This window comes from Acidocella sp. KAb 2-4 (assembly GCF_020567705.1).
GTDB lineage: Bacteria > Pseudomonadota > Alphaproteobacteria > Acetobacterales > Acetobacteraceae > Acidocella.
This window is the reverse complement of record NZ_JAJDJU010000016.1, coordinates 18,647-40,450: the sequence shown is the minus strand read 5'-3', so window position 1 is coordinate 40,450 and position 21,804 is coordinate 18,647. Positions and strand designations below refer to the sequence as shown.

The 21,804-nt window shown below is 65.8% G+C and carries 24 protein-coding genes; 9 read left to right on the top strand and 15 right to left on the bottom strand.

All coding sequences use genetic code 11. The features are described from left to right. The first annotated feature begins 22 nt into the window (after positions 1-22). From purQ to LI953_RS11170, 8 genes are all read left to right on the top strand, one after another. A complete protein-coding gene (gene purQ / locus LI953_RS11205) occupies positions 23-682 on the top strand; it encodes a phosphoribosylformylglycinamidine synthase subunit PurQ (RefSeq protein WP_227076171.1) in 660 nt (219 codons plus the stop codon). Then, positions 679-2,847, top strand: coding sequence for a phosphoribosylformylglycinamidine synthase subunit PurL (purL, locus tag LI953_RS11200; protein ID WP_227076170.1), 2,169 nt, complete (start codon positions 679-681; stop codon positions 2,845-2,847). The genes purQ and purL overlap by 4 nt, the downstream gene beginning before the upstream one ends. A gap of 17 nt (positions 2,848-2,864) precedes the next feature. Next, the gene (locus LI953_RS11195) at positions 2,865-3,098 is read left to right on the top strand and encodes a BolA family protein (protein WP_227076169.1); all 234 of its coding nucleotides are present in this window, start codon (positions 2,865-2,867) and stop codon (positions 3,096-3,098) included. A 15-nt stretch (positions 3,099-3,113) separates the two neighbouring features. After that, positions 3,114-3,449, top strand: a complete 336-nt coding sequence (gene grxD, locus LI953_RS11190; protein WP_227076168.1) for a Grx4 family monothiol glutaredoxin — start codon at positions 3,114-3,116, stop codon at positions 3,447-3,449. Positions 3,450-3,465: 16 nt separating this feature from the next. Next, positions 3,466-4,701, top strand: coding sequence for a glycosyltransferase (locus LI953_RS11185; RefSeq protein ID WP_227076167.1), 1,236 nt, complete (start codon positions 3,466-3,468; stop codon positions 4,699-4,701). 132 nt (positions 4,702-4,833) lie between these two features. Further along, the gene (locus tag LI953_RS11180) at positions 4,834-5,679 is read left to right on the top strand and encodes an EAL domain-containing protein (protein WP_227076166.1); all 846 of its coding nucleotides are present in this window, start codon (positions 4,834-4,836) and stop codon (positions 5,677-5,679) included. Between the two features lie 43 nt (positions 5,680-5,722). Next, positions 5,723-5,986 (top strand): DUF3253 domain-containing protein, encoded by a 264-nt coding sequence (locus tag LI953_RS11175; RefSeq protein WP_227076165.1) that lies wholly within the window; start codon positions 5,723-5,725, stop codon positions 5,984-5,986. A gap of 1 nt (position 5,987) precedes the next feature. Beyond that, on the top strand, positions 5,988-7,748 hold the full coding sequence (locus tag LI953_RS11170) for an ABC transporter ATP-binding protein/permease (protein ID WP_227076164.1): 1,761 nt from the start codon (positions 5,988-5,990) through the stop codon (positions 7,746-7,748). Here LI953_RS11170 and LI953_RS11165 read toward each other — a convergent pair. The 5 genes from LI953_RS11165 to cysE all read right to left on the bottom strand — a co-directional run bounded on the left by LI953_RS11165 (position 7,732) and on the right by cysE (position 12,155). Further along, positions 7,732-8,880, bottom strand: coding sequence for a Hint domain-containing protein (locus LI953_RS11165; protein WP_227076163.1), 1,149 nt, complete (start codon positions 8,878-8,880; stop codon positions 7,732-7,734). The two genes, LI953_RS11170 and LI953_RS11165, sit on opposite strands and share 17 nt — an antisense overlap. A gap of 112 nt (positions 8,881-8,992) precedes the next feature. Further along, entirely contained in the window at positions 8,993-10,033 is a 1,041-nt protein-coding gene (mnmA, locus tag LI953_RS11160; RefSeq protein ID WP_227076162.1) for a tRNA 2-thiouridine(34) synthase MnmA, read from the bottom strand. Between the two features lie 7 nt (positions 10,034-10,040). Then, positions 10,041-10,364: a ferredoxin family 2Fe-2S iron-sulfur cluster binding protein gene (locus LI953_RS11155; RefSeq protein ID WP_227076161.1), complete on the bottom strand. Its 324-nt coding sequence runs from the start codon at positions 10,362-10,364 to the stop codon at positions 10,041-10,043. A 31-nt stretch (positions 10,365-10,395) separates the two neighbouring features. Next, positions 10,396-11,487 carry a cysteine desulfurase family protein gene (locus LI953_RS11150; RefSeq protein WP_370635795.1) on the bottom strand — a complete coding sequence of 364 codons (1,092 nt, stop codon included), beginning with the start codon at positions 11,485-11,487 and terminating at the stop codon, positions 10,396-10,398. 5 nt (positions 11,488-11,492) lie between these two features. Then, positions 11,493-12,155, bottom strand: coding sequence for a serine O-acetyltransferase (cysE, locus tag LI953_RS11145; protein ID WP_227076159.1), 663 nt, complete (start codon positions 12,153-12,155; stop codon positions 11,493-11,495). 230 nt (positions 12,156-12,385) lie between these two features. On the opposite strand from cysE, the gene LI953_RS11140 reads away from it, so the two are divergent. Then, a complete protein-coding gene (locus LI953_RS11140) occupies positions 12,386-13,051 on the top strand; it encodes an alpha/beta hydrolase (RefSeq protein ID WP_227076158.1) in 666 nt (221 codons plus the stop codon). A 52-nt stretch (positions 13,052-13,103) separates the two neighbouring features. Here LI953_RS11140 and LI953_RS11135 read toward each other — a convergent pair whose 3' ends face one another. The 10 genes from LI953_RS11135 to LI953_RS11090 all read right to left on the bottom strand — a co-directional run bounded on the left by LI953_RS11135 (position 13,104) and on the right by LI953_RS11090 (position 21,732). Continuing rightward, positions 13,104-13,586 (bottom strand): chemotaxis protein CheW, encoded by a 483-nt coding sequence (locus LI953_RS11135; protein ID WP_227076157.1) that lies wholly within the window; start codon positions 13,584-13,586, stop codon positions 13,104-13,106. 25 nt (positions 13,587-13,611) lie between these two features. Next, positions 13,612-13,989 carry a hypothetical protein gene (locus LI953_RS11130; RefSeq protein ID WP_227076156.1) on the bottom strand — a complete coding sequence of 126 codons (378 nt, stop codon included), beginning with the start codon at positions 13,987-13,989 and terminating at the stop codon, positions 13,612-13,614. A gap of 77 nt (positions 13,990-14,066) precedes the next feature. Next, a complete protein-coding gene (locus LI953_RS11125) occupies positions 14,067-14,639 on the bottom strand; it encodes a chemotaxis protein CheD (protein WP_227076155.1) in 573 nt (190 codons plus the stop codon). Further along, the gene (locus tag LI953_RS11120; RefSeq protein WP_227076154.1) at positions 14,636-15,658 is read right to left on the bottom strand and encodes a chemotaxis response regulator protein-glutamate methylesterase; all 1,023 of its coding nucleotides are present in this window, start codon (positions 15,656-15,658) and stop codon (positions 14,636-14,638) included. The genes LI953_RS11125 and LI953_RS11120 overlap by 4 nt, the downstream gene beginning before the upstream one ends. Continuing rightward, positions 15,655-16,542, bottom strand: coding sequence for a protein-glutamate O-methyltransferase CheR (locus tag LI953_RS11115; protein WP_227076153.1), 888 nt, complete (start codon positions 16,540-16,542; stop codon positions 15,655-15,657). The genes LI953_RS11120 and LI953_RS11115 overlap by 4 nt, the downstream gene beginning before the upstream one ends. Then, complete coding sequence (locus tag LI953_RS11110; protein ID WP_227076152.1) at positions 16,539-16,991, bottom strand: chemotaxis protein CheW; 453 nt, start codon at positions 16,989-16,991, stop codon at positions 16,539-16,541. The genes LI953_RS11115 and LI953_RS11110 overlap by 4 nt, the downstream gene beginning before the upstream one ends. Before the next feature lie 3 nt (positions 16,992-16,994). Next, positions 16,995-19,091 carry a chemotaxis protein CheA gene (locus tag LI953_RS11105; RefSeq protein ID WP_227076151.1) on the bottom strand — a complete coding sequence of 699 codons (2,097 nt, stop codon included), beginning with the start codon at positions 19,089-19,091 and terminating at the stop codon, positions 16,995-16,997. Positions 19,092-19,103: 12 nt separating this feature from the next. After that, on the bottom strand, positions 19,104-19,469 hold the full coding sequence (locus LI953_RS11100; RefSeq protein WP_227076150.1) for a response regulator: 366 nt from the start codon (positions 19,467-19,469) through the stop codon (positions 19,104-19,106). Beyond that, positions 19,466-19,765 (bottom strand): STAS domain-containing protein, encoded by a 300-nt coding sequence (locus LI953_RS11095; RefSeq protein WP_227076149.1) that lies wholly within the window; start codon positions 19,763-19,765, stop codon positions 19,466-19,468. The genes LI953_RS11100 and LI953_RS11095 overlap by 4 nt, the downstream gene beginning before the upstream one ends. A gap of 50 nt (positions 19,766-19,815) precedes the next feature. Then, complete coding sequence (locus LI953_RS11090) at positions 19,816-21,732, bottom strand: methyl-accepting chemotaxis protein (RefSeq protein ID WP_227076148.1); 1,917 nt, start codon at positions 21,730-21,732, stop codon at positions 19,816-19,818. Positions 21,733-21,804 lie beyond the last annotated feature (72 nt).

The following is a 21,804-nucleotide window of genomic DNA, read 5'->3' as shown; positions in this document are numbered from 1 at the left end:
CCCGCGCCCGCAGGAGTATATAGTGAAAGCCGCCATCCTTCACTTCCCCGGCATCAACCGGGAACGCGACATGATCATCGCCGTGCGCCAGAGCTTCGGCGCCGAGCCGCAAATCGTCTGGCATAAGGAGACCGAGCTGCCCGCGGTGGATCTCGTGATCCTGCCCGGCGGGTTCTCGTTTGGCGATTACCTGCGCTGCGGCGCGATGGCCGCGCAGAGCCCGATCATGCAGGCGGTGAAACGCCATGCCGAGCGCGGCGGCTATGTGCTGGGCGTGTGCAACGGCTTCCAGATCCTCACCGAGGCCGGGCTGCTGCCGGGCGCGCTGCTGCGCAATGCCGGGCTGCGCTTCCTCTCGATGGACACGCTACTGCGGGTTGAGCGCAACGACACGGTGTTCACCAAAGGCTGGGCCAAGGGCGCCACCTTCCGCGCCCCGATGGCGCATGGCGACGGCAATTACACCGCCGACGTCGCCACGCTGGACCGGCTGGAGGGCGAGAACCTCGTCGCCTTCCGCTACGCCGATGGCAACCGCAACGGCTCGGCGCGCGATATCGCGGGTATTTTCTCGTCCAATCTACGCGTGCTCGGCCTGATGCCGCACCCGGAAAACCTCGTCGACCCGCTGCTGGGCGGCACCGACGGCAAACCCCTCTTCGACGCACTGGCCGCCGCATGACACAAGTAAACGCCGATCTCGCCAAATCCTTCGGGCTCAACGCCGAGGAATGGGGCAAAGTCCTGGAGATCATGGGCCGTGAGCCCACGTTCACCGAGCTGGGCATCTTCTCGGTCATGTGGTCCGAGCATTGCTCGTATAAATCCAGCCGCGTATGGCTCAAGGAGCTGCCGACCAAGGCGCCCTGGGTTATTCACGGGCCGGGCGAGAATGCGGGCGTGATCGATATCGGCGAGGGGCTGGCGGCGGTCTTCAAGATGGAGTCGCATAACCATCCGAGCTTCATCGAGCCGTATCAGGGCGCGGCCACCGGCGTCGGCGGCATTTTGCGCGATGTGTTCACCATGGGCGCGCGGCCCATCGCCAACCTCAACGCGTTGCGCTTTGGCGACCCCAAGCTGCCGGTGACCAAGCGCGTGGTGGATGGCGTGGTGCGCGGCATTGGCGGCTATGGCAATTGCGTGGGCGTGCCGACTGTCGGCGGCGAGGTGAATTTCCACCCGGCCTATAATGGCAACCCTCTGGTCAACGCGATGACGGTCGGCATCGCCCGCACCGACAAGATCTTCCTCTCCGCCGCCGCGGGCGTGGGCAATCCGGTAGTGTATGTCGGCTCCAAGACCGGCCGCGACGGCATCCACGGCGCCACCATGGCGAGCACCGAGTTCGACGCCTCCTCCGAGGAAAAGCGCCCGACCGTGCAGGTGGGCGACCCGTTCACCGAAAAGCTGCTGATCGAGGCCTGCCTGGAACTGATGCAGACCGACGCCATTGTCGCCATTCAGGACATGGGCGCGGCCGGGCTCACCTCGTCCTCGGTCGAGATGGCGGGCAAGGGCGGCGTCGGCATCGAGCTGGTTCTGGACGATGTGCCCCAGCGCGAGACCGGCATGAGCGCCTATGAGATGATGCTCTCCGAGAGCCAGGAGCGCATGCTGCTGGTGCTCAAGCCGGAGCGCAGCGAGATGGCCCGCGCCATCATCGAGAAATGGGACCTCGACTACGCCATCATCGGCCATATCACCGATTCCGGGCGCATCGTGGTCAAGCATAAGGGCGCCATCGAGGCTGATATCCCGCTAGCCCCGCTCTCGGATGCCGCGCCGCTCTACCGCCGCCCCACCGCCGAGACGCCGAAGCCCGCCAAGCTCGGCCCGGTGGAGGGCAGCACGCCGCTCGACCAGGCACTGCTGAAGCTGATCGCCTGCCCCGATCTGTGCTCCCGCCGCTGGATCTACGACCAGTACGATTCCACCGTGGGCGGGCAGACGGTGAAGCGCCCCGCCCAGGCCGATGCCGCTATCGTGCGGCTGGAGGGCACCAACCGCGCCCTCGCCATCACCACCGACGTGACGCCGCGCTATGTCGTGGCCGACCCGGAGGAAGGCGGCAAGCAGGCCGTGGCCGAGACCTGGCGCAACATCACCGCCACCGGCGCCCTGCCGCTGGCGATCACCGACAACATGAATTTCGGCAACCCCGAGAAGCCGGAGATCATGGGCCAGTTCGCCAGCGCCATCAAAGGCATGGCCGCGGCTTGCGAGGCGCTCGATTATCCGGTCGTGTCGGGCAATGTGTCGCTCTATAACGAGACCGAGGGCCGCCCGATCCTGCCCACCCCCGCGATCGGCGGTGTCGGCGTGATCAACGATGTGTCGAAGGCCGTGGGCTATGCCATCGCGCCGGGGCAGGAGCTGGTGCTGGTGGGCCAGACCCACGGCGAACTCGGCTGCTCGCTCTATCTGCGTGAAATCCTGGGCCGCGAGGACGGCGCGCCGCCGCCGGTCGATCTCGACGCCGAGCGCCGCAATGGCGATTTCGTCCGCGCGCAGATCCTGGCCGGACATGTCGCCGCCTGCCACGACATCGCCGATGGCGGGCTGCTGATCGCGGTGGCCGAGATGGCCCTGGCCGGTGACACTGGCGTGGAACTCGCCGCCGCGGGCGACGCCGCCTTCTGGTTCGGCGAAGACCAGGCCCGCTACGTGGTCGCCGTGCGCGACGCCGCCGCCTTGCTGAAAGCCGCCGCCGCCGCCGGTATTCCGGCACAGCGCATCGGCCATACCGTCAATTCAGATAAATTGACTCTGCCAAACGGTGTTGCCATATCTCTGGCACAGTTGCGCGATGCCCATGAGGGGTTCTTTCCCCGCTGGTTCGCCTGAACAGGGTAGCAAGACCAATGGCCATGCAAGCGAATGAGATCGAGGCCTTGATCAAAGCCGCGTTCCCCGACGCGAAGATCGAGATCGAGGATCTGGCCGGCGATAACGACCACTACGCCGCCACCGTGGTGTCTGAGGCATTTCGCGGCGTGCCGCGGGTGCGCCAGCATCAGATGGTCTATGCCGCGCTCCAGGGCCGCATGGGCGGCGAACTTCACGCTTTGGCGCTGCAAACCTCGGCGCCCGAATAAGGATTGTAGAGACCCATGGATAACCCCGTCTTCGTTGAAATTCAGAACCATATCGAAGGTTCTGACGTGTTCCTGTTCATGAAGGGCACGCCGCTTTTTCCGCAATGCGGCTTCTCCGCGCGGGTGGTGCAGATCCTCAAGCATTCCGGCGTGCCGTTCGCCTCGCTCAACGTGCTGGAGAACGCGGAAATCCGCGAAGGCATCAAATCCTTCTCCAACTGGCCGACGATCCCGCAGCTTTACGTCAAGGGCGAATTCATCGGCGGTTGCGACATCGTGGCTGAAATGTACCAGACGGGCGAATTGCAGGCCCTGCTCGAAGAAAAAGGCATCACGCAAAACGCCGCCTGACCGCGCCCATGCCCCGGTGATCGCCTTCGTCACCGATGAACTGCCCAGGCCCGGCAGCGCCGGACATCTGGCCCTAAATCACGCGATCATCGATTGGCTGCAAAGCCAGGGTTTTGCGGTCACCATCCTGCTCACCGGCGCGCGGCTCGCGGCACCGGTGCAGCGCTACGGCATCGCCCCGGTGATTGGCCCGCATGTCACCGGTTTTGGCCAGCATGTCGCCGCGCTATCGCCAAAAACGGCGCTCGGCATCTCCCTGCGCGCCTTGTTGCGGCGCCTGCCGCCCCGCCTCTCCGCCCAGTTGCGCCGCGCCCGGCACGGGGCCGATGCGGTGCTCGGCAGCTTTCCCAGCCCTGGCGATCTGCGCTGGTGCGCCCGCGCCGTGGAACGGCTGAACCCCAGCGCCGTGCTCATCGACACCGTGTTCCGCGCGCCGCTACTGGCCGAACCGGAGCTGGCCGGGCGCAACAGCATCGTCATCACGCATGATGTCTTCCACCGCCGGGCCCAGGCGCTCGCGGCGGCCGGGTATCGCGTGCTGCCCGAACATTTCTCCCGCGTGCGCGAGGCCACGCTGCTCGGGCGGGCGCGCTCCATCGCCGCCATTCAGCCCGAGGAGGCCGAGGTGCTGCGCGCCATGTGCCCGGCGCGCAACATCTTCACCGCGCCGATGCCTGCCCTGCCCTGCCCGCCGCCGCCCGATGCGGCGCGCATCCCTGGCCGGCTGGTCTTCGTCGGCAGCGACAGCCTGCCCAATCTCGACGGGCTACGCTGGTTCTTCTCCGAAATCTGGCCGCAATTACAGGGAAGCGGCGTCACGCTGGACCTGGTGGGCGATTGCGGCCGCGCCCTGATGCGCCTGCCGCGCGGGGTGAAGGCCTGGGGGCGGGTGCCGGATCTCGCCCCCCTCCTGCACAGCGCCTCGCTCGCCATCGCGCCGCTGCGCACCGGGTCTGGTCTTAAGATCAAGCTGCTCGATTACGCCCGCCATGGGCTCACCACCATCGCCACCCCGCCGAGTCTGCAAGGGTTCTATCTTGGCCCTGGCGCCCCGTTTGTCATGGCGGGTAGTACCGGCATCTTCGCCGAGGCCGTGCTCCGCCATGCTAAATCTCCGCCCACAGCCGAATCGGCGCTGGCCTACGCCACGCTGCATTACGGTGTGGCGGCCAGCTTCGCCGGGCTGGGCGCCGCGCTCAGCCATCGGGCCGCCACCGAAATGCAGGACGATCTCCGCCCGCTCAGCCTTTGAGCCAAAAAGCGCACGCCCGGGCGCGCCCTATCGGCGGAAATCGCCAAACTTTGCCTAAATTTTAGAAAATTTCTTTTCCAATTCATTAACCACCGGACCGCAGTCTCGCGCCCATGACTTTCTGGATGCGCCATGACCGAGCTTGATCTCCACACCGCCGACCTGCCCGCCACGCCCGGCGACCTGCGGGAATTGCGCCAGCGCAACGCGCGGCGCGAGATCACCGAACGCCGCCGCATGACCCAACGCCTGCGCCAGGCGCTGATGGCCGGCGGCTTCGTGCTGCATTACCAACCCATCATCACGCTGCGCAGCGGTTTCGCCCGCGGCGCGGAGACCCTGATCCGCCTGCGCCATGCACGGCGCGGCTTCGTCCCGGCCCAGCATTTCATGCCCATCGCAGAGCGCTCCGACCTCTCCACAGCCATATCGGGCTGGGCGCTGCACGAAGCCTGCCGTCAGGCCGCCGCCTGGCCACCGCATTTCTCCATCGCCATGCCGTTATCACTGCCTTATTTGCAGAGCGGCCAGATGGTGCGGCAGTTGCTGGAGGGGCTGAGCGACAGCAAGATCGCGCCCGAGCGGCTGGAACTGGAAATCAGCGAACCGATGCTGCTCGACGGCAATGACGATACGATGTTTGCGCTGAAGGCGCTGCAAGGCATCGGCGTGCGCCTGGCGCTAAACCAATTCGGCACGTTCTACGCCAGCCTCAGCGCGCTGAAACGCCTGCCCTTCGCCACCCTGCGGCTCGACCGCTCTCTGGTGCAAAATCTTGAGGAACCCTCCGGCGCCGCCATGATCCGCGCCGCCATTGAGGCCGGGCACGCCCTGGGCCAGACGGTGCTGGCCGACGGCGTGGAGACCGAGACGCAATATCAGCGCCTGCTGGAATTGGGCGCCGATGAGGGCCAGGGGTCGTATTTCGGCGCGGCGGTAGGGCCAGAGGAGATGGCCGCGATGTTCGCCCCCGGCTGAGCATCTTTGCCCTGGGCGGACATTCGGGCATAAGCCTTGCCGCATGACCAACGATCCCGCCGAACAGGCGATCCTCACCACGCTCGCCGCGCGCGGGCCCCATAAATCCATCTGCCCGACGGAAGCCGCCCGCACCTTGGCCGGCAACCCAGCGGATGACAGCTGGCGCAAGAGCCTCGCCCCGGTGAAGCTGGCCGCCCAGCGCCTCGCCCGCGCCGGGGTTATCGAGATCCTGCGCAAGGGCAAGCCGATCAGCCCGGATGTGCTGCACGGTGTGCTGCGCCTGCGCCTGAAACAAGAGGACTGAAATGCGCGAGCGGATCAGCAATTTCATCACCGGCTTCGGCGAAGCCTGGACGCTGGCCAAGCCCTATTTCTCGTCCGAGGAGCGCTGGGGCGCCTTCCTGCTGCTCGGCGCCATCATCGCCCTCAACCTGATCATGGTCGGGATGAACGTGGTGCTGACCTATTGGCAAAACCTGTTCTTCAACGCGATCCAGACCTACGACGCCACCGCCGCTTGGCATTTGCTGTTCCTGCCGCTCATCTATTCCAAGGGCCATCTGGCCATGGCGGGGCTGAGCGAGCTGCTGGTGCTCTACATCATCATCGCGGTCTATGCGTTCTACCTCAACCAGATGCTGCAGATTAAGTGGCGGCAATGGCTGACCACGCATTATGTCGAAAACTGGCTGTCCGACCGCGCCTATTACACGATCAGCCTGAGCCACGACCCCGGCGCCGTGATCGACAACCCGGATCAGCGTATCTCCGAGGATTTGCGCGACTTCACCACCAACACGCTGTCGCTGGGGCTGGATTTCATCTCCAACGTCGTCACGCTGTTCAGCTTCATCTTCGTGCTCTACGCCATCTCGGGCTCGATCACGCTGTTTGGCGTCACCATCAATGGCTACATGGTGTGGGTGGCGCTGCTCTACTCCATCTTCGGCACCATCATCACCCAGCTCATCGGCCGCAAGCTGGTGGCGCTCTCCTTCAGCCAGCAGCGGCTGGAGGCGAATTTCCGCTACAGCCTGATGCGCGTGCGCGAAAACCCGGAGGCGATCGCCCTCTCGCGCGGCGAGTGGGATGAGCAGGCCACGCTGGGCGAGCGCTTCCAGGCGGTGCGGGATAATTTCTGGGCGATCATGCGCCGGACCAAGCTGCTGAACTTCTTCACCATCGGGTTCACGCAGGTCGCCAATTACTTCCCCTTTATCGCCGCCATGCCGCAATATTTCGCCCGCAAGATCACGCTCGGCGGGCTGACGCAGATCAGCAGCGTGTTCCCGCAGGTGCAGGGCGCGCTGTCATGGTTTGTGAATGTGTACGCGCAGCTGGTGGTGTGGCGCGCCACCGTGTCGCGTCTTTACGGCTTCCGCGAGGCGATGGAGGCCGCGCGCCTCGCCGCCGCAGGCGGGCCGCGCCTGGGCGAGCCGGGCGCCGCGCTCATGCTGCACGGCCTCACCCTCACCCTGCCCAGCGGGCGCAAGCTGCTGGAGAACGCCTCGCTCTCCCTGCCGCCGGGCGAAAAGATCACCGTCACCGGCCCGTCCGGCGCGGGCAAATCCACATTGTTCCGGGCCATCGCGGGCATCTGGCCGTTTGGCGAGGGGCGGATCACCCCGCCTTCCGGCAGCCTGCTCTTCCTGCCGCAGAAACCTTATTTCCCGCTCGGCAGCCTCAAGCGCAGCATCGCCTATCCGGCGACGGAAGACGCGGTGAGCGATGAAGCGGCGGTGGACGCGCTGACCGCGCTGGGGCTGGGGCATCTGGCGCCGCGCCTGCACGACACCGCCAATTGGGGGTTGCAACTTTCGGGCGGTGAGCAGCAGCGCCTCGCCCTCGCCCGCGCCCTGGTCGCGGCGCCGGACTGGCTGTTCCTCGACGAAGCCACCTCGGCACTCGACCCGCCTTTGGCGGCGCAGGTGCAGGCCGCGCTGGCCAAGCACCTGCCCAACACCACCATCGTCGCCATCAGCCACCATGATGGTGGGGGGGCGCGCCGGCTGCATCTCGCCAATGGCGCGCTGGCGGAGGCGGCGGGGGCTACAGCGAGAGCCTGACCCCCACCTGACGGCCCGCGATGCGCTGGCGGATCGCCTCCAGCGCCGGGCCCCCGGTGCAGAGCGACCCGCAGCTCTCCGCTTCGCGCCGCGCTTGCATCGCCTCAGGCAGGGCGATCACCGGCTCGTCGGCGTTATCAAACACGCCGCGATGCCCGGTATCGAGGAAGCTCTCCACCGCCGCCGCCTCGGCGAAAATCACGTCATGGCGCGGCAATTCCAGATGGTAATAGGTCACGCGCCTTGCCGCATGGTCCTGCCGGATATTCGCCCAATTCACCAGCGCCTTGGCCGGCACCAGCATGCCGTCGAGATACAGCGCGTGATCGGGCGAAAGGCGCAGATCGCGCGCCGGCATGCCCTCGCCCAGCGCCCCGGCCTCGATGATCACGGGCCGCACGGCCTCGGGCCGCAACTGCGCGGTGAGATCGATCTCGCGTCGCCCGATCCACACCACCGGCTGCTCCTCGCCCGCGCGGGTGATGACGAGATCGCCCACCGCCAGCTCCTCCACCGCCACCTCGCCGCGCGGGGTGAGGATGCGCGTGCCCGCCGCGAAACACGGATTGACCGGCGCCAGCGCGGTGAACACGCCATCGACGTAAGGGTGGTTGCTGTTCGGGTCCGGCCTGACATCAGCGAAGCTCAGCATCAGGGTCGCGCTCGCCACGGCGGTGCCGAATAGCCCCACCGCCATCTCCTCGATGATCGTCTGCTGGTTGGCGTCCAGCGTCAAGGGGGCGCCAGCGGCGGGCGTCACCGTGCCATCGACGAGCAGGATCGCCTCGCCGCCTTGCGACGCCAAGGTGGCGATATTGGCGAAGCTGACATTGTCAGTGGCCGCGGTGGCGGCGACATCGAGCGCCGAGAACAGGCTCTTGATAACCTGCAGCGTCACCTGATCTCCGCCCACACCATAAGCGCCGGGCTGGAAATTCTGCACCGTGCCGCCGAAATAGGCGCTGGTGGAGAGCGTGCCATTGACCGTTGCGGTGTTCACCCCCATCGCGCCATTCGTGAAGATCAGCACGCCGCTATCCCCGGCGTTGTTGAGAAACTCGATATTGGTGCCAACCGTCGAGGGCTGCGTGATGGTGAGCGTGCCGCCCGACGCGATGCTGTAAGTCGCCATTTCTGTTCCCACGCGCCATGCTCCACCCGGCACAACCAGCGCGCCGGATCATCAACAGGCTATCTATTTTAGATTGTAGATGATCCGGTTAACGAATCAACAACGCAACGGATCAGACGATGAAGCCGCCGCCGAGCACGCGCGTGCCGTCGTAAAACACAGCCGCCTGGCCCGGCGCGGCGAGGGCCGGCTCGTCGAGATATAGCACGGCGCCTTCGCCTTCCGGCACCACGCGGGCCGGGTGCAGCGTATCGCGCGCGCGCAGCTTTACCCCGGCGCGGAGTTCGCGCGGGTCGGTCAGCCAGTTCACGCCGCGCAGCCGCACCTCGCGGCTCTGCACCCCGCGCGGGCCGACGACGATGCGCCGCGTACCTGGCTCGATGCGCTTGACCACCATATGCGCCGCGGCATCCGGCAGGCGCTTGGCCTGGCCGATGGTATAGCGCGCGATGCCCTGATGCGCGCCCAGCACGCGCCCATCCTCGGCCACGACCTCGCCCGGGGCCAGCGCCTCGGGGCGGTATTTCTCCACGATCCCGGCATAAGTGCCGGAGGGGACGAAGCAGATATCCTGGCTATCGGCCTTTTCGGCCACGGCAAGGCCCATCTCGGCGGCGATGGCGCGCACCTCCGCCTTGCTGGCGAAGCCGCCCAGCGGAAACCGGCAGAATTCCAGCTGCGCGCGGGTGGTGGCGAACAGGAACCAACTCTGGTCGCGGCTGTCATCCACCGCCTTGTGCATCTCCGCACCCTCGGGGCCTTCGAAGCGCCGCACATAATGCCCGGTGGCCATGGCGTCGGCACCCAAATCGCGGGCCATCTCCAGCAGATCGCCGAATTTCAGGTGTTGGTTGCAGGCGATGCACGGCACCGGCGTCTGCCCGTCGGCATAGGAATCGGCGAAGGCGGAGATCACGCTCTGCCGGAAGCGGGCTTCCGAGTCGATCACGTAATGGGCGATGCCCAGCCGGTCCGCGACGCGCTTGGCGTCGTGGATGTCCTGCCCGGCGCAGCACGCGCCCTTGCGGCCCACGGCGGCGCCGTGGTCGTAGAGTTGCAGCGTGACGCCGATCACCTCATGTCCCTCGCGCGCCATCAGCCCGGCCACCACCGAGCTGTCGACGCCGCCGGACATGGCGACCACCACCTTCATCGCCGGTTCAACCCGCCTTCTTGCTGGGCGGCAGGCTTACGGTCAGCCCGTCCAGCGCCTCGGTCATCACGATCTGGCAGCCCAGGCGCGAGGTTTTCTGCAGCCCGAACGCCACGTCCAGCATATCCTCTTCGTCCTCGGAGGGGCGCTTCAGCCGGTCGAACCAGTCCGGCGCGACGATGACATGGCAGGTGGAACAGGCCAGCGATCCCTCGCATGCGCCTTCAAGATCGACGCCATGCTTGTGCGCCACCTCCAGCACCGAGAGCCCGAGCGGGGCGTCCACCTCGCGCTGCTCGCCATTACGTTCGATAAAAGTCATTTTCGGCATGTCTGAGTACCCTGATACTGTCGCGGCGTCGTTAAGCCGAAGCGGCCCCGGCGCGCAAGCCGCGTTTGGCCATCGCGGCATAGGCGGTGCTGAATTCCGGCATCGCGTCCGGCGCCACGTTCCAGGGCAGCGAGACACGGATGGCCTGCCCGGCCAGCTCCCCCGCGCCCATGGCGGCTAGCACATGGCTGGCCGTGACCTTGCCGGAGGAACAGGCCGCTCCGGCGGAAACGGCAATGCCCGCCATGTCCAGCGCGATGAGCTGCGCATCGGCCCGCCGCCCCGGCAGCGCCACGCAGAGCGTGTTGGGCAGGCGCGGCGCCCCCGCACCCATCACCACGCCGCCCGCCGCGACGCAGGCGGCCTCCATCTCGTCACGGTATTTGGCGATCTTGGCGCCGTCGTAACCCGCGCCCAACGCCGCCGCCAGGGCCGCGATGGCGGGCAGCGGGGGCGTGCCGCCACGCCGCCCCAACTCCTGGCCGCCGCCGCGCATCAGCGGCCGCAGCTCCTGCCCGGGCCTGGTGATGAGCGCCCCCGCCCCCATGGTGCCGCCAAATTTATGCCCCGACAGGGCGAAGCTCGTCGCCCCCAGGGCCAGCCAATTCTGGTTGCAGCGGCCCACCGCCTGCACGGCGTCCACATGCAACAGCGCGCCATGCGCGGTGCAGAGCCGCCCGGCGGCTTCGATGTCGTTCAGCACGCCGGTCTCATTATTCGCCGCCATCAGGCAGACCAGCGGGTCCGGGTGCATTTCCAGCAGCGCCGCCAGGGCGTCCAAATCCAGCGTGCCATCCGTCCGCACCGGCACGGGCACGGCATGCGGGGCGGCGGCACGGATCGAGTCATGCTCGGTGGCGCCAGTCAGGATCGTCCGCCCCTCGCCCAGCGCGTGCAAAGCGAGGGCATTGGCCTCGGTCGCCCCGGCGGTGAACACGATATCCGCCGGGCGCGCATGGCAGGCGCGGGCCACGGCGTCGCGCGCCTCTTCCAGCAATTTGCGCGCCGCCCGGCCCGCCGCATGGGTGGAGGATGGATTGCCCAGCGTTTCCATGGCTGCCAGCGCGGCGGCGCGCGCCTCGGGGCGGACCGGCTCGGTGGCGTTGGCGTCGAGATACAGCATCTGGTTCATGCCTCTGGCTGGCGAGAGGCCTGTGTGGCCAGCCTGGCCTCCAGCGAGGTCAGTTCCGCGCGCAGCAGCTCCACCTCATGGAAGAGCGGGTCGAGGCACGGATCGCAGGGCGTGCCATAGGCGTCGAAACGCGGCCGGTTGGCTTGGCGCTCCACCGGGCGGGCCGGGATGCCGACCACCGTGGTCTCCGCTGGAACCTCCGACACCACCACCGCATTCGCCCCGATCCGCGCGCCATCGCCGATCTGGATCGCGCCCAGCACCTTGGCCCCGGCGCCGATGATCACGTTATTGCCAATGGTCGGGTGGCGCTTGCCGCCCGACAGGCTGGTACCACCCAGTGTCACCTGATGGTAAATATACACGTCATCGCCGATCTCGGCGGTCTCGCCGATCACCACCCCCATGCCGTGATCGATGACAAAACGCCGCCCCAGCTTGGCGCCGGGGTGGATCTCGATGCCCGTGAGGAACCGCCCGATATGCGAGATGAACCGCCCCAGCGTGTGCCAACCATGGCGCCAGCAGAAGCTGGCGACGCTGTGGATGCCCACCGCGTGCAACCCAGGGTAACACAGCAAAACCTCGAGATTCGAACGCGCTGCCGGGTCCCGCTCCCGGTAGGCCCTGACCGTCTCTGCTAAAAACATAAGGGGCATGCGAATTTCCGTGGATAAACAGGCCAGAAGCAGTCTATATTAACAGACCAGTGCGGAGCGTCCGCGCTAGACGATCTGCAATCTTGTCGAGCTTCGAGGAGCATTTAGTTATCAGGACCGGAGAGGTCAACTTTACACCGGCAGCGGGCTTCCCCCGGGCCGGTGGTTTTACAGCTAAAGCTCTGCTGGAGCGTTTTCCCGTATGATGTTGATGAAAGACGAGTCAGAGAATGCCTGAAGTGATGTTTGCCGGCCCTGAAGGCCGTCTTGAGGGCCGTTACCACCATGCCAAGGAACGTGGCGCCCCGCTGGCCCTGGTGCTGCACCCGCACCCGCTGCATGGCGGAACCATGAATAACCGCATCACCTACACCATGTACCAGGTGTTCCAGCGCCTGGGCTTCTCAGTCATGCGCTTCAATTTCCGCGGCGTCGGCCGCAGCCAGTCGAAGTTTGATGGCGGCATGGGCGAGATCAACGACGCCGCCTCGGCGCTGGACTGGATGCAAGCGCTCAACCCCGGCCATGGCGGGCTGTGGATCGCCGGTTATTCGTTCGGCGCCTTTGTCGGCATGCAATTGCTGATGCGCCGGCCGGAAGTCTCGGGCTGGGTGTCGGTGGCTCCGCCCGCGGCACATTATGATTTCGGGTTCCTCGCCCCCTGCCCCTGCGGCGGGCTGATGATCCATGGCGATGCCGACGAGCTGGTGCCGGAGAATTCCGTGCGCAAGCTGGTGGATAAGCTCAACCTGCAAAAGGGCGTGGCCATCGACTACCGCGTGTTTGAGGGGGCGGACCATGTGTTCGCCAACCATGCCGACAAGGTGGCCGAGGCGGTGGAGGGCTATGTGGCCCAGCAGCTCGCCCGCAAGCAAATGGCGCTGGCGGCGGACTAACCCCCGCCACTCCGCAGACGAAAACGGCGCCCTCGGGCGCCGTTTTTTATGGTCAGAAGCTTTCCGCCAGCTCCCTCACCGCCGCATCGGGCATCAGGGCCGGGATGGAGATAATGCTGATGATGCGGTTATCCCGCATGATCAGCCCTTGCAGATAGTCCTTTGGCGCCGCCGAGCCGGTCTCGGGGATAGGCTGGCGCATGTCGTCGGTGACGGTGATGATGTCGCACACCGCGTCCACCAACAGCCCGGCGACCGCGTCACCTGCTTCCACCACCACGACCACCGAGGCCGGGCTTGGCTCATGCGGCGGCAGGCCGAGGCGCTCGGCCATGTCCACCACCACCAGCACGGTGCCGCGCAGATTGATCATGCCCTTGATGAAGCTGGGCGCGTGCGGCAGGTGGGTGGAGGCGATCCAGCCGCGGATCTCGCGGATCGCGCGTATATCCAGCGCGAATTCCTGCGCCCCGCTGCGCACGGAGAGCAATTCCACCCGGCGCTCCTGGCTGTGGCGGTGATGCATCCCGTCCATCGTTCAATTCCTTTGGCTCTTGTGGTCAGAACAATTCGAATTCGCCGGATTGGCGTGAGCTGTCCTCCGGCACTGGCACGCCCTTCAGGCGGTATTGCAGGTCCGAGAGGGTGATGCTGTTGAGCGCGTGATTGGGGTTCACGCGCCATTCCTCGGGCAGCAGGCGGCTGATGGTGAGTACGTATTTGGCGAGCGCCCCAAGCCGCTGGGCCAGCAGGTCCAGCGACTGTACATCGCGGTGGCACTCCGCGTTCTTCGCCACCTCCAGCAGCGCCGGGCTCAGCGAGCTCTGGAACTGCTCGGCGAAGCGCCCAAGCTCGTGGAACTCCTCACCCAGCGCTTCCAGGATTTCGTTCAGCGAGGCATGGTGCCGTTCGTCCTCGGCGTTCCGCTCAGTCTGCATCCTGTCTCTCCCGTCTCGCGTCAGGGCAAGCCTGTTGGCCGAACATGCCGCCCGCGGGTTAATGGCGGGCAAAGTTTTCAGAACAATTCAACAATGCCGGTATTCAGTGGCGGCGCGGCCGGGCGCACGCGCTCGGCCCGCAGGATGGAGGCGGTCTCCTTGGCCAGCAACACTTGGCGCGCGCGGCCGGTGACGGGCCAAAACTGGATGCGCCGCCCCTGATCGCCGCGCAAACTGCCGCCAGCCAACGCAATCCCCTCCTCGCGCAGAAAACGCTCGGCGAAAGCGGCGTTCATCTCACCGATATCGGTGAGCCCCGAGATCATCCGCGCGCCGCCAAACACCTTGGCCTGCATCCGGCTTTTCTGCGCGCCACGGCGCAGCAGCGCGTTCAGCAGCAATTCCATGGCATGCACGCCAAAACGCATCGCATCGCCACCCGGCTGGCGGTGCACGCCATCGCCCGGCAACAGGAAATGGTTCATGCCGCCGATCCCGGCCCCGCCATCCCAGATGCAGGCGGCGATGCACGAGCCAAGGATGGTGGTGAGCACGGTGTACGGGTCATCCGACACGCAATGCTCACCCTGCACGATATTGATCTTGCGCTGAGGCTGGGGCCCGGCCGGTACATCCCTCAACAGGCTCATCCGGCATACGCCCGGCTGCGGGCATTGGTGGCGAGCAGGATGCGCTCGGCGATCCGCTCCAGCGGCAATTGGTGCGCCACGGCCCCGCGTTCATAAGCCGCGCGCGGCATCCCGTAGACCACGCAACTCGCTTCATCCTGGCCGATGGTTTCGGCGCCGGCCTCGCGCAGGGCCAGCAGCCCCTCCGCGCCGTCGCGCCCCAGCCCGGTGAGGATAACCCCCACCGCCCGGCCGCCGACGCTGCGGCGCACCGCATGGAACATCACATCCACCGAGGGGCGATGCCCGTTCACCTTCGGCGCGTCGCTCAGGCGCACGGCACCTCCCGCGACTTCCAGATGCATGTTGCCAGGTGCCAGATAGACCTGCCCGGCTTGCAGCCGCGCGCCATCCACCGCCTCGCTCACCGCCGCGGCGCAGAGCGTGTTCAGCCGGGCCGCGAAGCTAGTGGTGAAGGCTGGCGGCATGTGTTGGCTGATGATGGTGGGCGGGCAATTCGCCGGAAATTTGGCAAGAATGGTGATCAGCGCCTCTACCCCGCCCGTCGACGAGCCGATGGCTACCAGCCGCCCATCGGGCGCGTAGCCGCCGCTCACCTTCACCGGCGCGGGCTGCGCCAGCAATGGCCGGCGGCGCGATTTCGCCGCGGCCTTCACCTTCTCGGGCAGTTGCTCGAAACTATCCGGGTTATAAGAGGAGGGTTTCGCCACACAATCGAACGCGCCGATCTCCAGCGCCTTCAGGTTGATCTCCGCCCCGGCCTGGGTCAGCGTGGAGACCATGATCACCGGTGTCGGGCGCAGGCGCATGATCTTGTCGAGAAATGCCAGCCCATCCATGTTCGGCATCTCGATATCCAGCGTCACCACATCGGGCGAAAATTGCTTGATAAGTTGGCGCGCCTCATAGGGGTCGGCCGCCTGCCCCACCACTTCGATCTCGGGATCGGCCCGCAGCGTGGCGCTGATCAGGCTACGCATCGTGGCGGAGTCATCCACCACCAGGACTTTCACGCTCATGCCGCCACGCCTCCCCCACGCTTGCGATAGGCGGTGATGCCATCATTGGCGAATTGCGCCTCAGCGGGGCCAGAGACACGCTCGGAATGTCCGATATACAGCGCGCCATTCTCCTCCAGCAGCGGCGCCATGCGCGACCACAAGGCTTCCTGGGTGCCACTATCGAAATAAATCACCACGTTGCGGCAAAAGATGGCCTGGAATCTGCCCCGCATCGGCCAGCTGCCGATCAGATTAAGTTTGCGGAAACTGATCAGGCTGCGCAGTTCGTCATTGGCGCGTAGTCGCCCGCTGCCGCCATTTACCGGGGTAAACCAGTTGCGCCGCAACGCGGCCGGTACCGGCTCCAGCGCTGCCTCGTCATAAACGCCAGCCTCGCCAACCGCCAACACGTTAGGGTCGATATCGGTCGCCAGGATTTTCACGTCATAGCGCGCGGCCTCGGGCACCAGCGCCAAGACGGTCAGCGCCATGGAATATGGCTCCTGCCCCGAGGAACACGCCGCCGACCACAGCCGCACGCGCTTGCCCGCACGCGCCTGCGCCAGCAAGGGCGGCAACACATGTTCGCGCAAATGGTCGAAATGATGCAGCTCGCGAAAAAACCTAGTGACATTGGTGGTTAGCGCCGCGATCATCTCGCCGCGCTCGGCCGCGCCCTCGCTGCTGCCCACCAGCGCGCAATATTCCGCAAAGCCTGGAAGACCCAGCTTGCGCACCCGCTTGGCCAGACGCGAATAAATCAGATTGGCCTTGGCGGTGGACAGCGAGATGCCCGCCTCTTCCTGCATGATCCGGGCGATGACGCCAAGATCGCGCGCGGTGAGAACGAACTCGGCATTCTCCACCAGCGCCGGTTGCCGGGCTTCGAGCTGTGTGCTCATGCGGCTTCCAGCTCGCTTGCGGGCAGCACGTTATCGAGCGCGATCAGGCTGATCATCCGCCCCTCCACCGGCAGCAGCCCCTTCACGAAATTCTTCACCAGATCCGACGCAAGATCCGGTGCCACCTGAATCTCAGCGTCGCTAGCCGCAAGGATATCTGACACAGCGTCAACCAGAAGACCGATTTGCTGATGCCCGATCTGGACGACGATGATGACATTGCGCGCCGTCGGCTCCGTACCCGGCAAGCCGAGCCGCTGCGCCAGATCAACGATCGGCAGTACCGCGCCACGCAGATTGATCACGCCCTTCACATAGCGCGGCGTGCGCGGCAGCTCGGTGGCGCCCGTCCAGCCGCGAATCTCGCGCACCATCATCACGTTGATGCAGAATTCCTGCCGGCCAACACGGAACGCGATCAACTCGCGGTTGCCTGCTTCATGACCCATGGCTCAGCTTGCCTCCATCGCCGCGGCATCGACCCGGTTGCCTTCGCTCCGCGCCTGGCGCACCACCGCATCCACATCGAGAATCAGCGCCACGCGGCCATCGCCCATCACCGTGGCAGCGGCGATGCCGGACACGGCGCGATAATTCGCTTCCAGGCTCTTGATCACAACCTGTCGCTGGCCGTGAATGGCATCGACCAGCAATACTGCCCGCACACCGCCCTCACCCTCCACCAGCAGCGCCACACCCTGCTCTGGCTCCAGCAATTCCTCGCAATAGCCGAGGCTCGCCGCGACATCGACCATCGGCACATAACCGCCGCGCAGCGCGAGTAGATTTGTGTCGCGGTCCAGCGGAAACACATCCTGCCCCCGCGGCTTCAGCGTTTCGACGATCGCGCCAAGCGGGATGATGAGCGTATGCCCGCGCGCCGAAACCACCATGCCATCGAGCACCGCCAATGTTAGCGGCAGCGACAACGTAAATGTCGATCCTAGGCCTGGCCTTGAGGAAATCGAAATTCGTCCACCCAGCGCCTGCACGGATTGACGCACAACATCCATGCCGACACCACGCCCCGAGATGTCGGAAATTTTCGCCGCGGTCGAAAATCCTGGCAGGAAAATGAGATTATCGATTTCATCATCGGTGAGCTGCGCATCGGTCCCGATCACGCCGTTCTCGATCGCCTTCTGCTTCACCCGCGCGCGGTTGATGCCCGCGCCATCATCGGCCACTTCCAGCACAATCCGTCCCGAGCGGTGCAGCGCCGTCAGCTTCACCGTGCCTTCCTCCGGCTTACCGGCGGCGACGCGCTTCTCCGGCGTCTCCAAACCATGATCGATGGCGTTGCGGATCATATGCGTTAGCGGATCAGAGATGCGCTCGATCACGGTCTTGTCGACTTCCGTGCCCTCGCCTTCGGTGAGCAGCCGCACCTGCTTGCCCGTCTGCGCCGCCACCTCGCGCACCAGGCGTGGCATGCGCTGGAACACAGAGCGCACCGGCTGAGCGCGGATCGCCATCACGCTGTCCTGAATTTCCCGCGTCAAATGCTCCAACTCTTCCAACGCCATGGCCACACCGGAAGCGCGCGCGATACCCGCCTCCATCACGCGCTGGCTCAGCATCGCCTCGTTGATCACCAACTCGCCGACCAGATCAATCATCCGGTCCACGCGGTCGAGATCGACGCGGATGGTGGCGCTCACCGCGGTCGCACTCTCCGCCTTCGCGGCTATCGCTTCAACCACCGCGTTGCGCGGTGCTTCGGCTGCGGCCTCTGCTTGCACCGTGGCGGGTATCGCGGCCGGTTCGGGTTCCGGCTCTTCCTCCATCATCGGCGCGAAGAACTCGAACTTGAAGCCATTATCGCCGGTGATCACGGTACCGGGCGCGAAGCCTGACACCCCGGCGCGCGAAATCGTGAGCTCGCAATCATCCTCGACAAACTCGAATACATTGCGGATCTCCGCCTCGTCGCAATCCGACTGTAATGAAATGTTCCAGCTCAGATAAGCGCCTTCCGGATCAATCGCCTCTAAATCAGGCAGGCGGCTGGTATCCAGTGTCACCCGGGCCTCACCAAGCCGCCCGAGTTCGCGCAGCAACAGCGCCGCCTCATTCGCCTTGGCGTAAAGTTCGGCACGCGGGGAAAAGACAATCTCCCAGCTCCCAACGCCATCTTCGGCCAGTGGGGCAACGGCGTCGCCGGGCGTGTCGAGATGCTCAAACTCCGCCGCCATCGCCGCGGTGCGCTGCTCATCCACCGCGCCGCCATCGCGCGCCGCACGCACCAGATCCGCCAGAACATCGGCGGCGCGCAGAAAAATCCCGACCACTCGCGGTGTCGCCGTCAGATCGCCCGAGCGCACCTTGTCCAACGCCGTCTCAAACACATGGGCGAAGCGGACCAAGGCATCGAGCGAGAAAATCCCCGCACCACCCTTCATCGAATGCACGGCGCGGAATACGGCGTTTACCGTCTCCGCCTCCGACGCGCCGCTTTCCATCGCGATCAGCCCCGCCTCAAGCGCCGCCAGCTGCTCTTCGCATTCCTGGAAAAACGTCGCCCGGATTTCCGCCATTGGGTCTTGCATGGCCCCTCCTGTTCAGGCCGCAACGCGGCGGATAGCTTCGACCAGCTTCACCGGATCGAACGGTTTCACGATCCATCCGGTCGCCCCGGCGGCGCGGGCGCGCTGCTTCTTTGCCGCGTCAACCTCGGTTGTCAGCACCAGCACCGGCACGGCGCGGCGGGCCTCATCCTTGCGCACAGCCTCGATGAATCCAAAACCGTCCATACGCGGCATGTTGATATCGGTGACGATGACATCCGGGGTTTCTTGCGCCAACACCTCCAACCCGTGCATCCCATCCTCAGCCTGCAACACGCGGAACCCCGCAGCCACCAAAGAGTGGCGCAGCATGTCGCGCATCGCCCGCGAATCATCCACCGTTAATACCGTCGTGCTCATGCGGCCTGTTCCTTATGCCCGGTCGTTGCCTGATGCGTCAGTTGCGCCGGGCTGGCGCCCATCAATTCCAACGCGGCGGAAAATTCGGTTGATGGCGCCTTGAGGCCAAGCTCCTGGCCATCCGCCGCCCAAGCCGCGCGCGCCGCCAGCAGGATTTGCAGACATTGCGCCCCCAGGCGCTGCACGGCACTGGCATCCACGGCCAGATCCTGGCCACGGCGGACGTTGAATGCTTCGAGCAAGCCAGGCGCGGCAACCAGATCGAGCACCGGGGGCAGGTCAAGAGTTTCCATCATGAATCAAACTTTCTTTGATAATCCATAAGACTTCGCTAACGCCGCGCGGCTCAGAATTCCGCCCAATCATCACCTGCGCCGGTCGACAGAGCGACAAATTTACCGACCGGCGCGGCGGGCGCGGCCCGCTTTGGGGCGGGGTTGGCCGCGGGCACCGCGCCGTCATGCACTGGCAGGTCATCCAGCCGGAACCGCGCCACCAGCCGCGCCAGCGCCTCGGCCTCCTCAGCGAGGGCATGGCTGGCCGCCGTGCTTTCCTCAACCATCGCGGCGTTTTGCTGCGTCACTTGGTCCATCTGGTTCACCGCGGCGTTCACCTGGTTCAGCCCTGCGGCCTGCTCCTGCGCTGAACCCGCGATCGCACTCACCAGCAGATTCAGCCGCTCCACCTGCTCAACGATGCGCGTCAGCGCCCGTCCGGTTTCACCAACCAGCTTCACCCCGGCCTCTACCTGCACGCCGGAGGCGGCGATCAGCGTCTTGATCTCCTTGGCCGCATCAGCTGAACGCTGGGCCAGGGCACGCACCTCGGTGGCGACCACGGCGAAGCCGCGCCCGGCATCACCCGCGCGCGCCGCCTCGACCCCGGCATTCAACGCCAGCAGGTTGGTCTGGAATGCGATTTCGTCGATCACACCGATAATGTTGGCAATCTGCTTCGATGAGGCCTCGATGCCGCTCATCGCCGCCACGGTTTCGTTCACCACCGCGCCGGAGCGCTCGGCGTCGGATTTCGCCACCTTCACCACATCGCGGGCCTCATTCGCGCCCTCGGCGGTCTTGCGCACGGTGGCGGTAATCTCATCGAGTGCCGCGGCGGTCTCCTCCAGGCTCGCGGCCTGCTGCTCCGTACGGCGCGACATATCGTCCGCGCTGCGGGTGATCTCGCCCGCGCCCGCGCGCACACCCTGCGCATTGACGGCCACGGTGCGCATGGTTTTGCCCAACGTCTCCACCATGGTGTTGAAGTCGGTGCGCAGCTTGTCATATTCTGGCGCGAAGACGTGGTGCAGGCGGAATAGCAGGTCGCCAGCGGAGAGCCGCTCCAGCCCTGCGGCCAGCCCCTCCACCACCTGCGCCTGCACCGCCGCCGCCGCTTCATTGGCCAGGCGGACGCGCTCTCGTTCGGCGTCCAGCGCCGCTGATGCCGCCGCCGCCGCGGCGTCGGCGCGCTGCTTCTCCAGCCCCGTCTCCTTGAACACCAGCAGTGTCCGCGCCATCTGGCCGATCTCATCGCCGCGCCCGGTCTCGATCCCGACGCTGAAATCCCCCTTCGCCATCCGCTCCATATTGGCGCGCAGGCGCTGCAGCGGGCGCACCAGCGAGGCCGAGATGGCGAAATACGCCGCCACCAGCACCATGCCGAAGCCGCCCAGCATCAGCGCATCGGTCTCGACGATGGTTAGCCGCGCCTCGTCCTGAAGCTGGGCAAATGCCGCATCGGCCTCCGTCTGTAATTCCTGGCGCAGATTGCTCATCGCCGCGCCCACCTCAGGAATTGCTGGCTCGCAATGGGCGTTGAAATCGGCCTGCCCCTGCTCGTTCGACGCCACGGTCGTCGCGTTCATCGCGATCTGCATCGTGTTGGCGCAAGTCTGATCAAACAACTTGTCGCCCGCTAGGCGCACCGCCTCAATCTCGGCCGCGTGCACGGGGGCAGAGGTCTCTGCGGCGCTCAATGCCGCGTCGAAAGCCTTGCGCGAGTCGGCAACCTGCGCTTTGGCGGCGCTGTCCTGCTGCGGGTCGGTGGTGATCATCGACCAGATCATCCCCGCTTCCTCCGCATTCAGCGCTTGCTCGGCCTTCGTGATTTGCCCGGCCGCGCGTACCACCGTTTGGTTCATCATAACCGCGCGCTGGTTGATGCTATGCATCTGCAGGGTGGCAAACACGGTGACAGCGACGGCAAACACCCCCAGCCCCGCCAATCCGGCAAGAGATTTAACGATGATCGGCAGATTTTTCACGCACAGCCTCCAGTGAAACGGGCTGGCGATGAACGGCTCCGGCGCCAGCCAGCGCCCCGCGGGCGCCGGCTG

Excerpts from the sequence above, each read along its gene's own strand:
- LI953_RS11180 (WP_227076166.1), top strand. The coding sequence starts at position 4,834 with ATGACCGAGCTTGATCTCCACACCGCCGACCTGCCCGCCACGCCCGGC.
- LI953_RS11125 (WP_227076155.1), bottom strand. The coding sequence starts at position 14,639 with ATGAGCCTGTTGAGGGATGTACCGGCCGGGCCCCAGCCTCAGCGCAAG.
- LI953_RS11155 (WP_227076161.1), bottom strand. The coding sequence starts at position 10,364 with ATGCCGAAAATGACTTTTATCGAACGTAATGGCGAGCAGCGCGAGGTG.
- LI953_RS11135 (WP_227076157.1), bottom strand. The coding sequence starts at position 13,586 with ATGGACGGGATGCATCACCGCCACAGCCAGGAGCGCCGGGTGGAATTG.
- LI953_RS11110 (WP_227076152.1), bottom strand. The coding sequence starts at position 16,991 with ATGGGTCATGAAGCAGGCAACCGCGAGTTGATCGCGTTCCGTGTTGGC.
- LI953_RS11150 (WP_370635795.1), bottom strand. The coding sequence starts at position 11,487 with ATGCTGTATCTCGACGCCAACGCCACCGAGCCGGTCCGCCCCGAGGCG.
- LI953_RS11120 (WP_227076154.1), bottom strand. The coding sequence starts at position 15,658 with ATGAGCGTGAAAGTCCTGGTGGTGGATGACTCCGCCACGATGCGTAGC.
- LI953_RS11105 (WP_227076151.1), bottom strand. The coding sequence starts at position 19,091 with ATGCAAGACCCAATGGCGGAAATCCGGGCGACGTTTTTCCAGGAATGC.
- LI953_RS11175 (WP_227076165.1), top strand. The coding sequence starts at position 5,723 with ATGACCAACGATCCCGCCGAACAGGCGATCCTCACCACGCTCGCCGCG.
- LI953_RS11115 (WP_227076153.1), bottom strand. The coding sequence starts at position 16,542 with ATGAGCACACAGCTCGAAGCCCGGCAACCGGCGCTGGTGGAGAATGCC.
- LI953_RS11100 (WP_227076150.1), bottom strand. The coding sequence starts at position 19,469 with ATGAGCACGACGGTATTAACGGTGGATGATTCGCGGGCGATGCGCGAC.
- cysE (WP_227076159.1), bottom strand. The coding sequence starts at position 12,155 with ATGCCCCTTATGTTTTTAGCAGAGACGGTCAGGGCCTACCGGGAGCGG.
- LI953_RS11095 (WP_227076149.1), bottom strand. The coding sequence starts at position 19,765 with ATGATGGAAACTCTTGACCTGCCCCCGGTGCTCGATCTGGTTGCCGCG.
- LI953_RS11130 (WP_227076156.1), bottom strand. The coding sequence starts at position 13,989 with ATGCAGACTGAGCGGAACGCCGAGGACGAACGGCACCATGCCTCGCTG.
- purL (WP_227076170.1), top strand. The coding sequence starts at position 679 with ATGACACAAGTAAACGCCGATCTCGCCAAATCCTTCGGGCTCAACGCC.
- mnmA (WP_227076162.1), bottom strand. The coding sequence starts at position 10,033 with ATGAAGGTGGTGGTCGCCATGTCCGGCGGCGTCGACAGCTCGGTGGTG.
- LI953_RS11170 (WP_227076164.1), top strand. The coding sequence starts at position 5,988 with ATGCGCGAGCGGATCAGCAATTTCATCACCGGCTTCGGCGAAGCCTGG.
- LI953_RS11165 (WP_227076163.1), bottom strand. The coding sequence starts at position 8,880 with ATGGCGACTTACAGCATCGCGTCGGGCGGCACGCTCACCATCACGCAG.
- LI953_RS11140 (WP_227076158.1), top strand. The coding sequence starts at position 12,386 with ATGCCTGAAGTGATGTTTGCCGGCCCTGAAGGCCGTCTTGAGGGCCGT.
- grxD (WP_227076168.1), top strand. The coding sequence starts at position 3,114 with ATGGATAACCCCGTCTTCGTTGAAATTCAGAACCATATCGAAGGTTCT.
- LI953_RS11195 (WP_227076169.1), top strand. The coding sequence starts at position 2,865 with ATGGCCATGCAAGCGAATGAGATCGAGGCCTTGATCAAAGCCGCGTTC.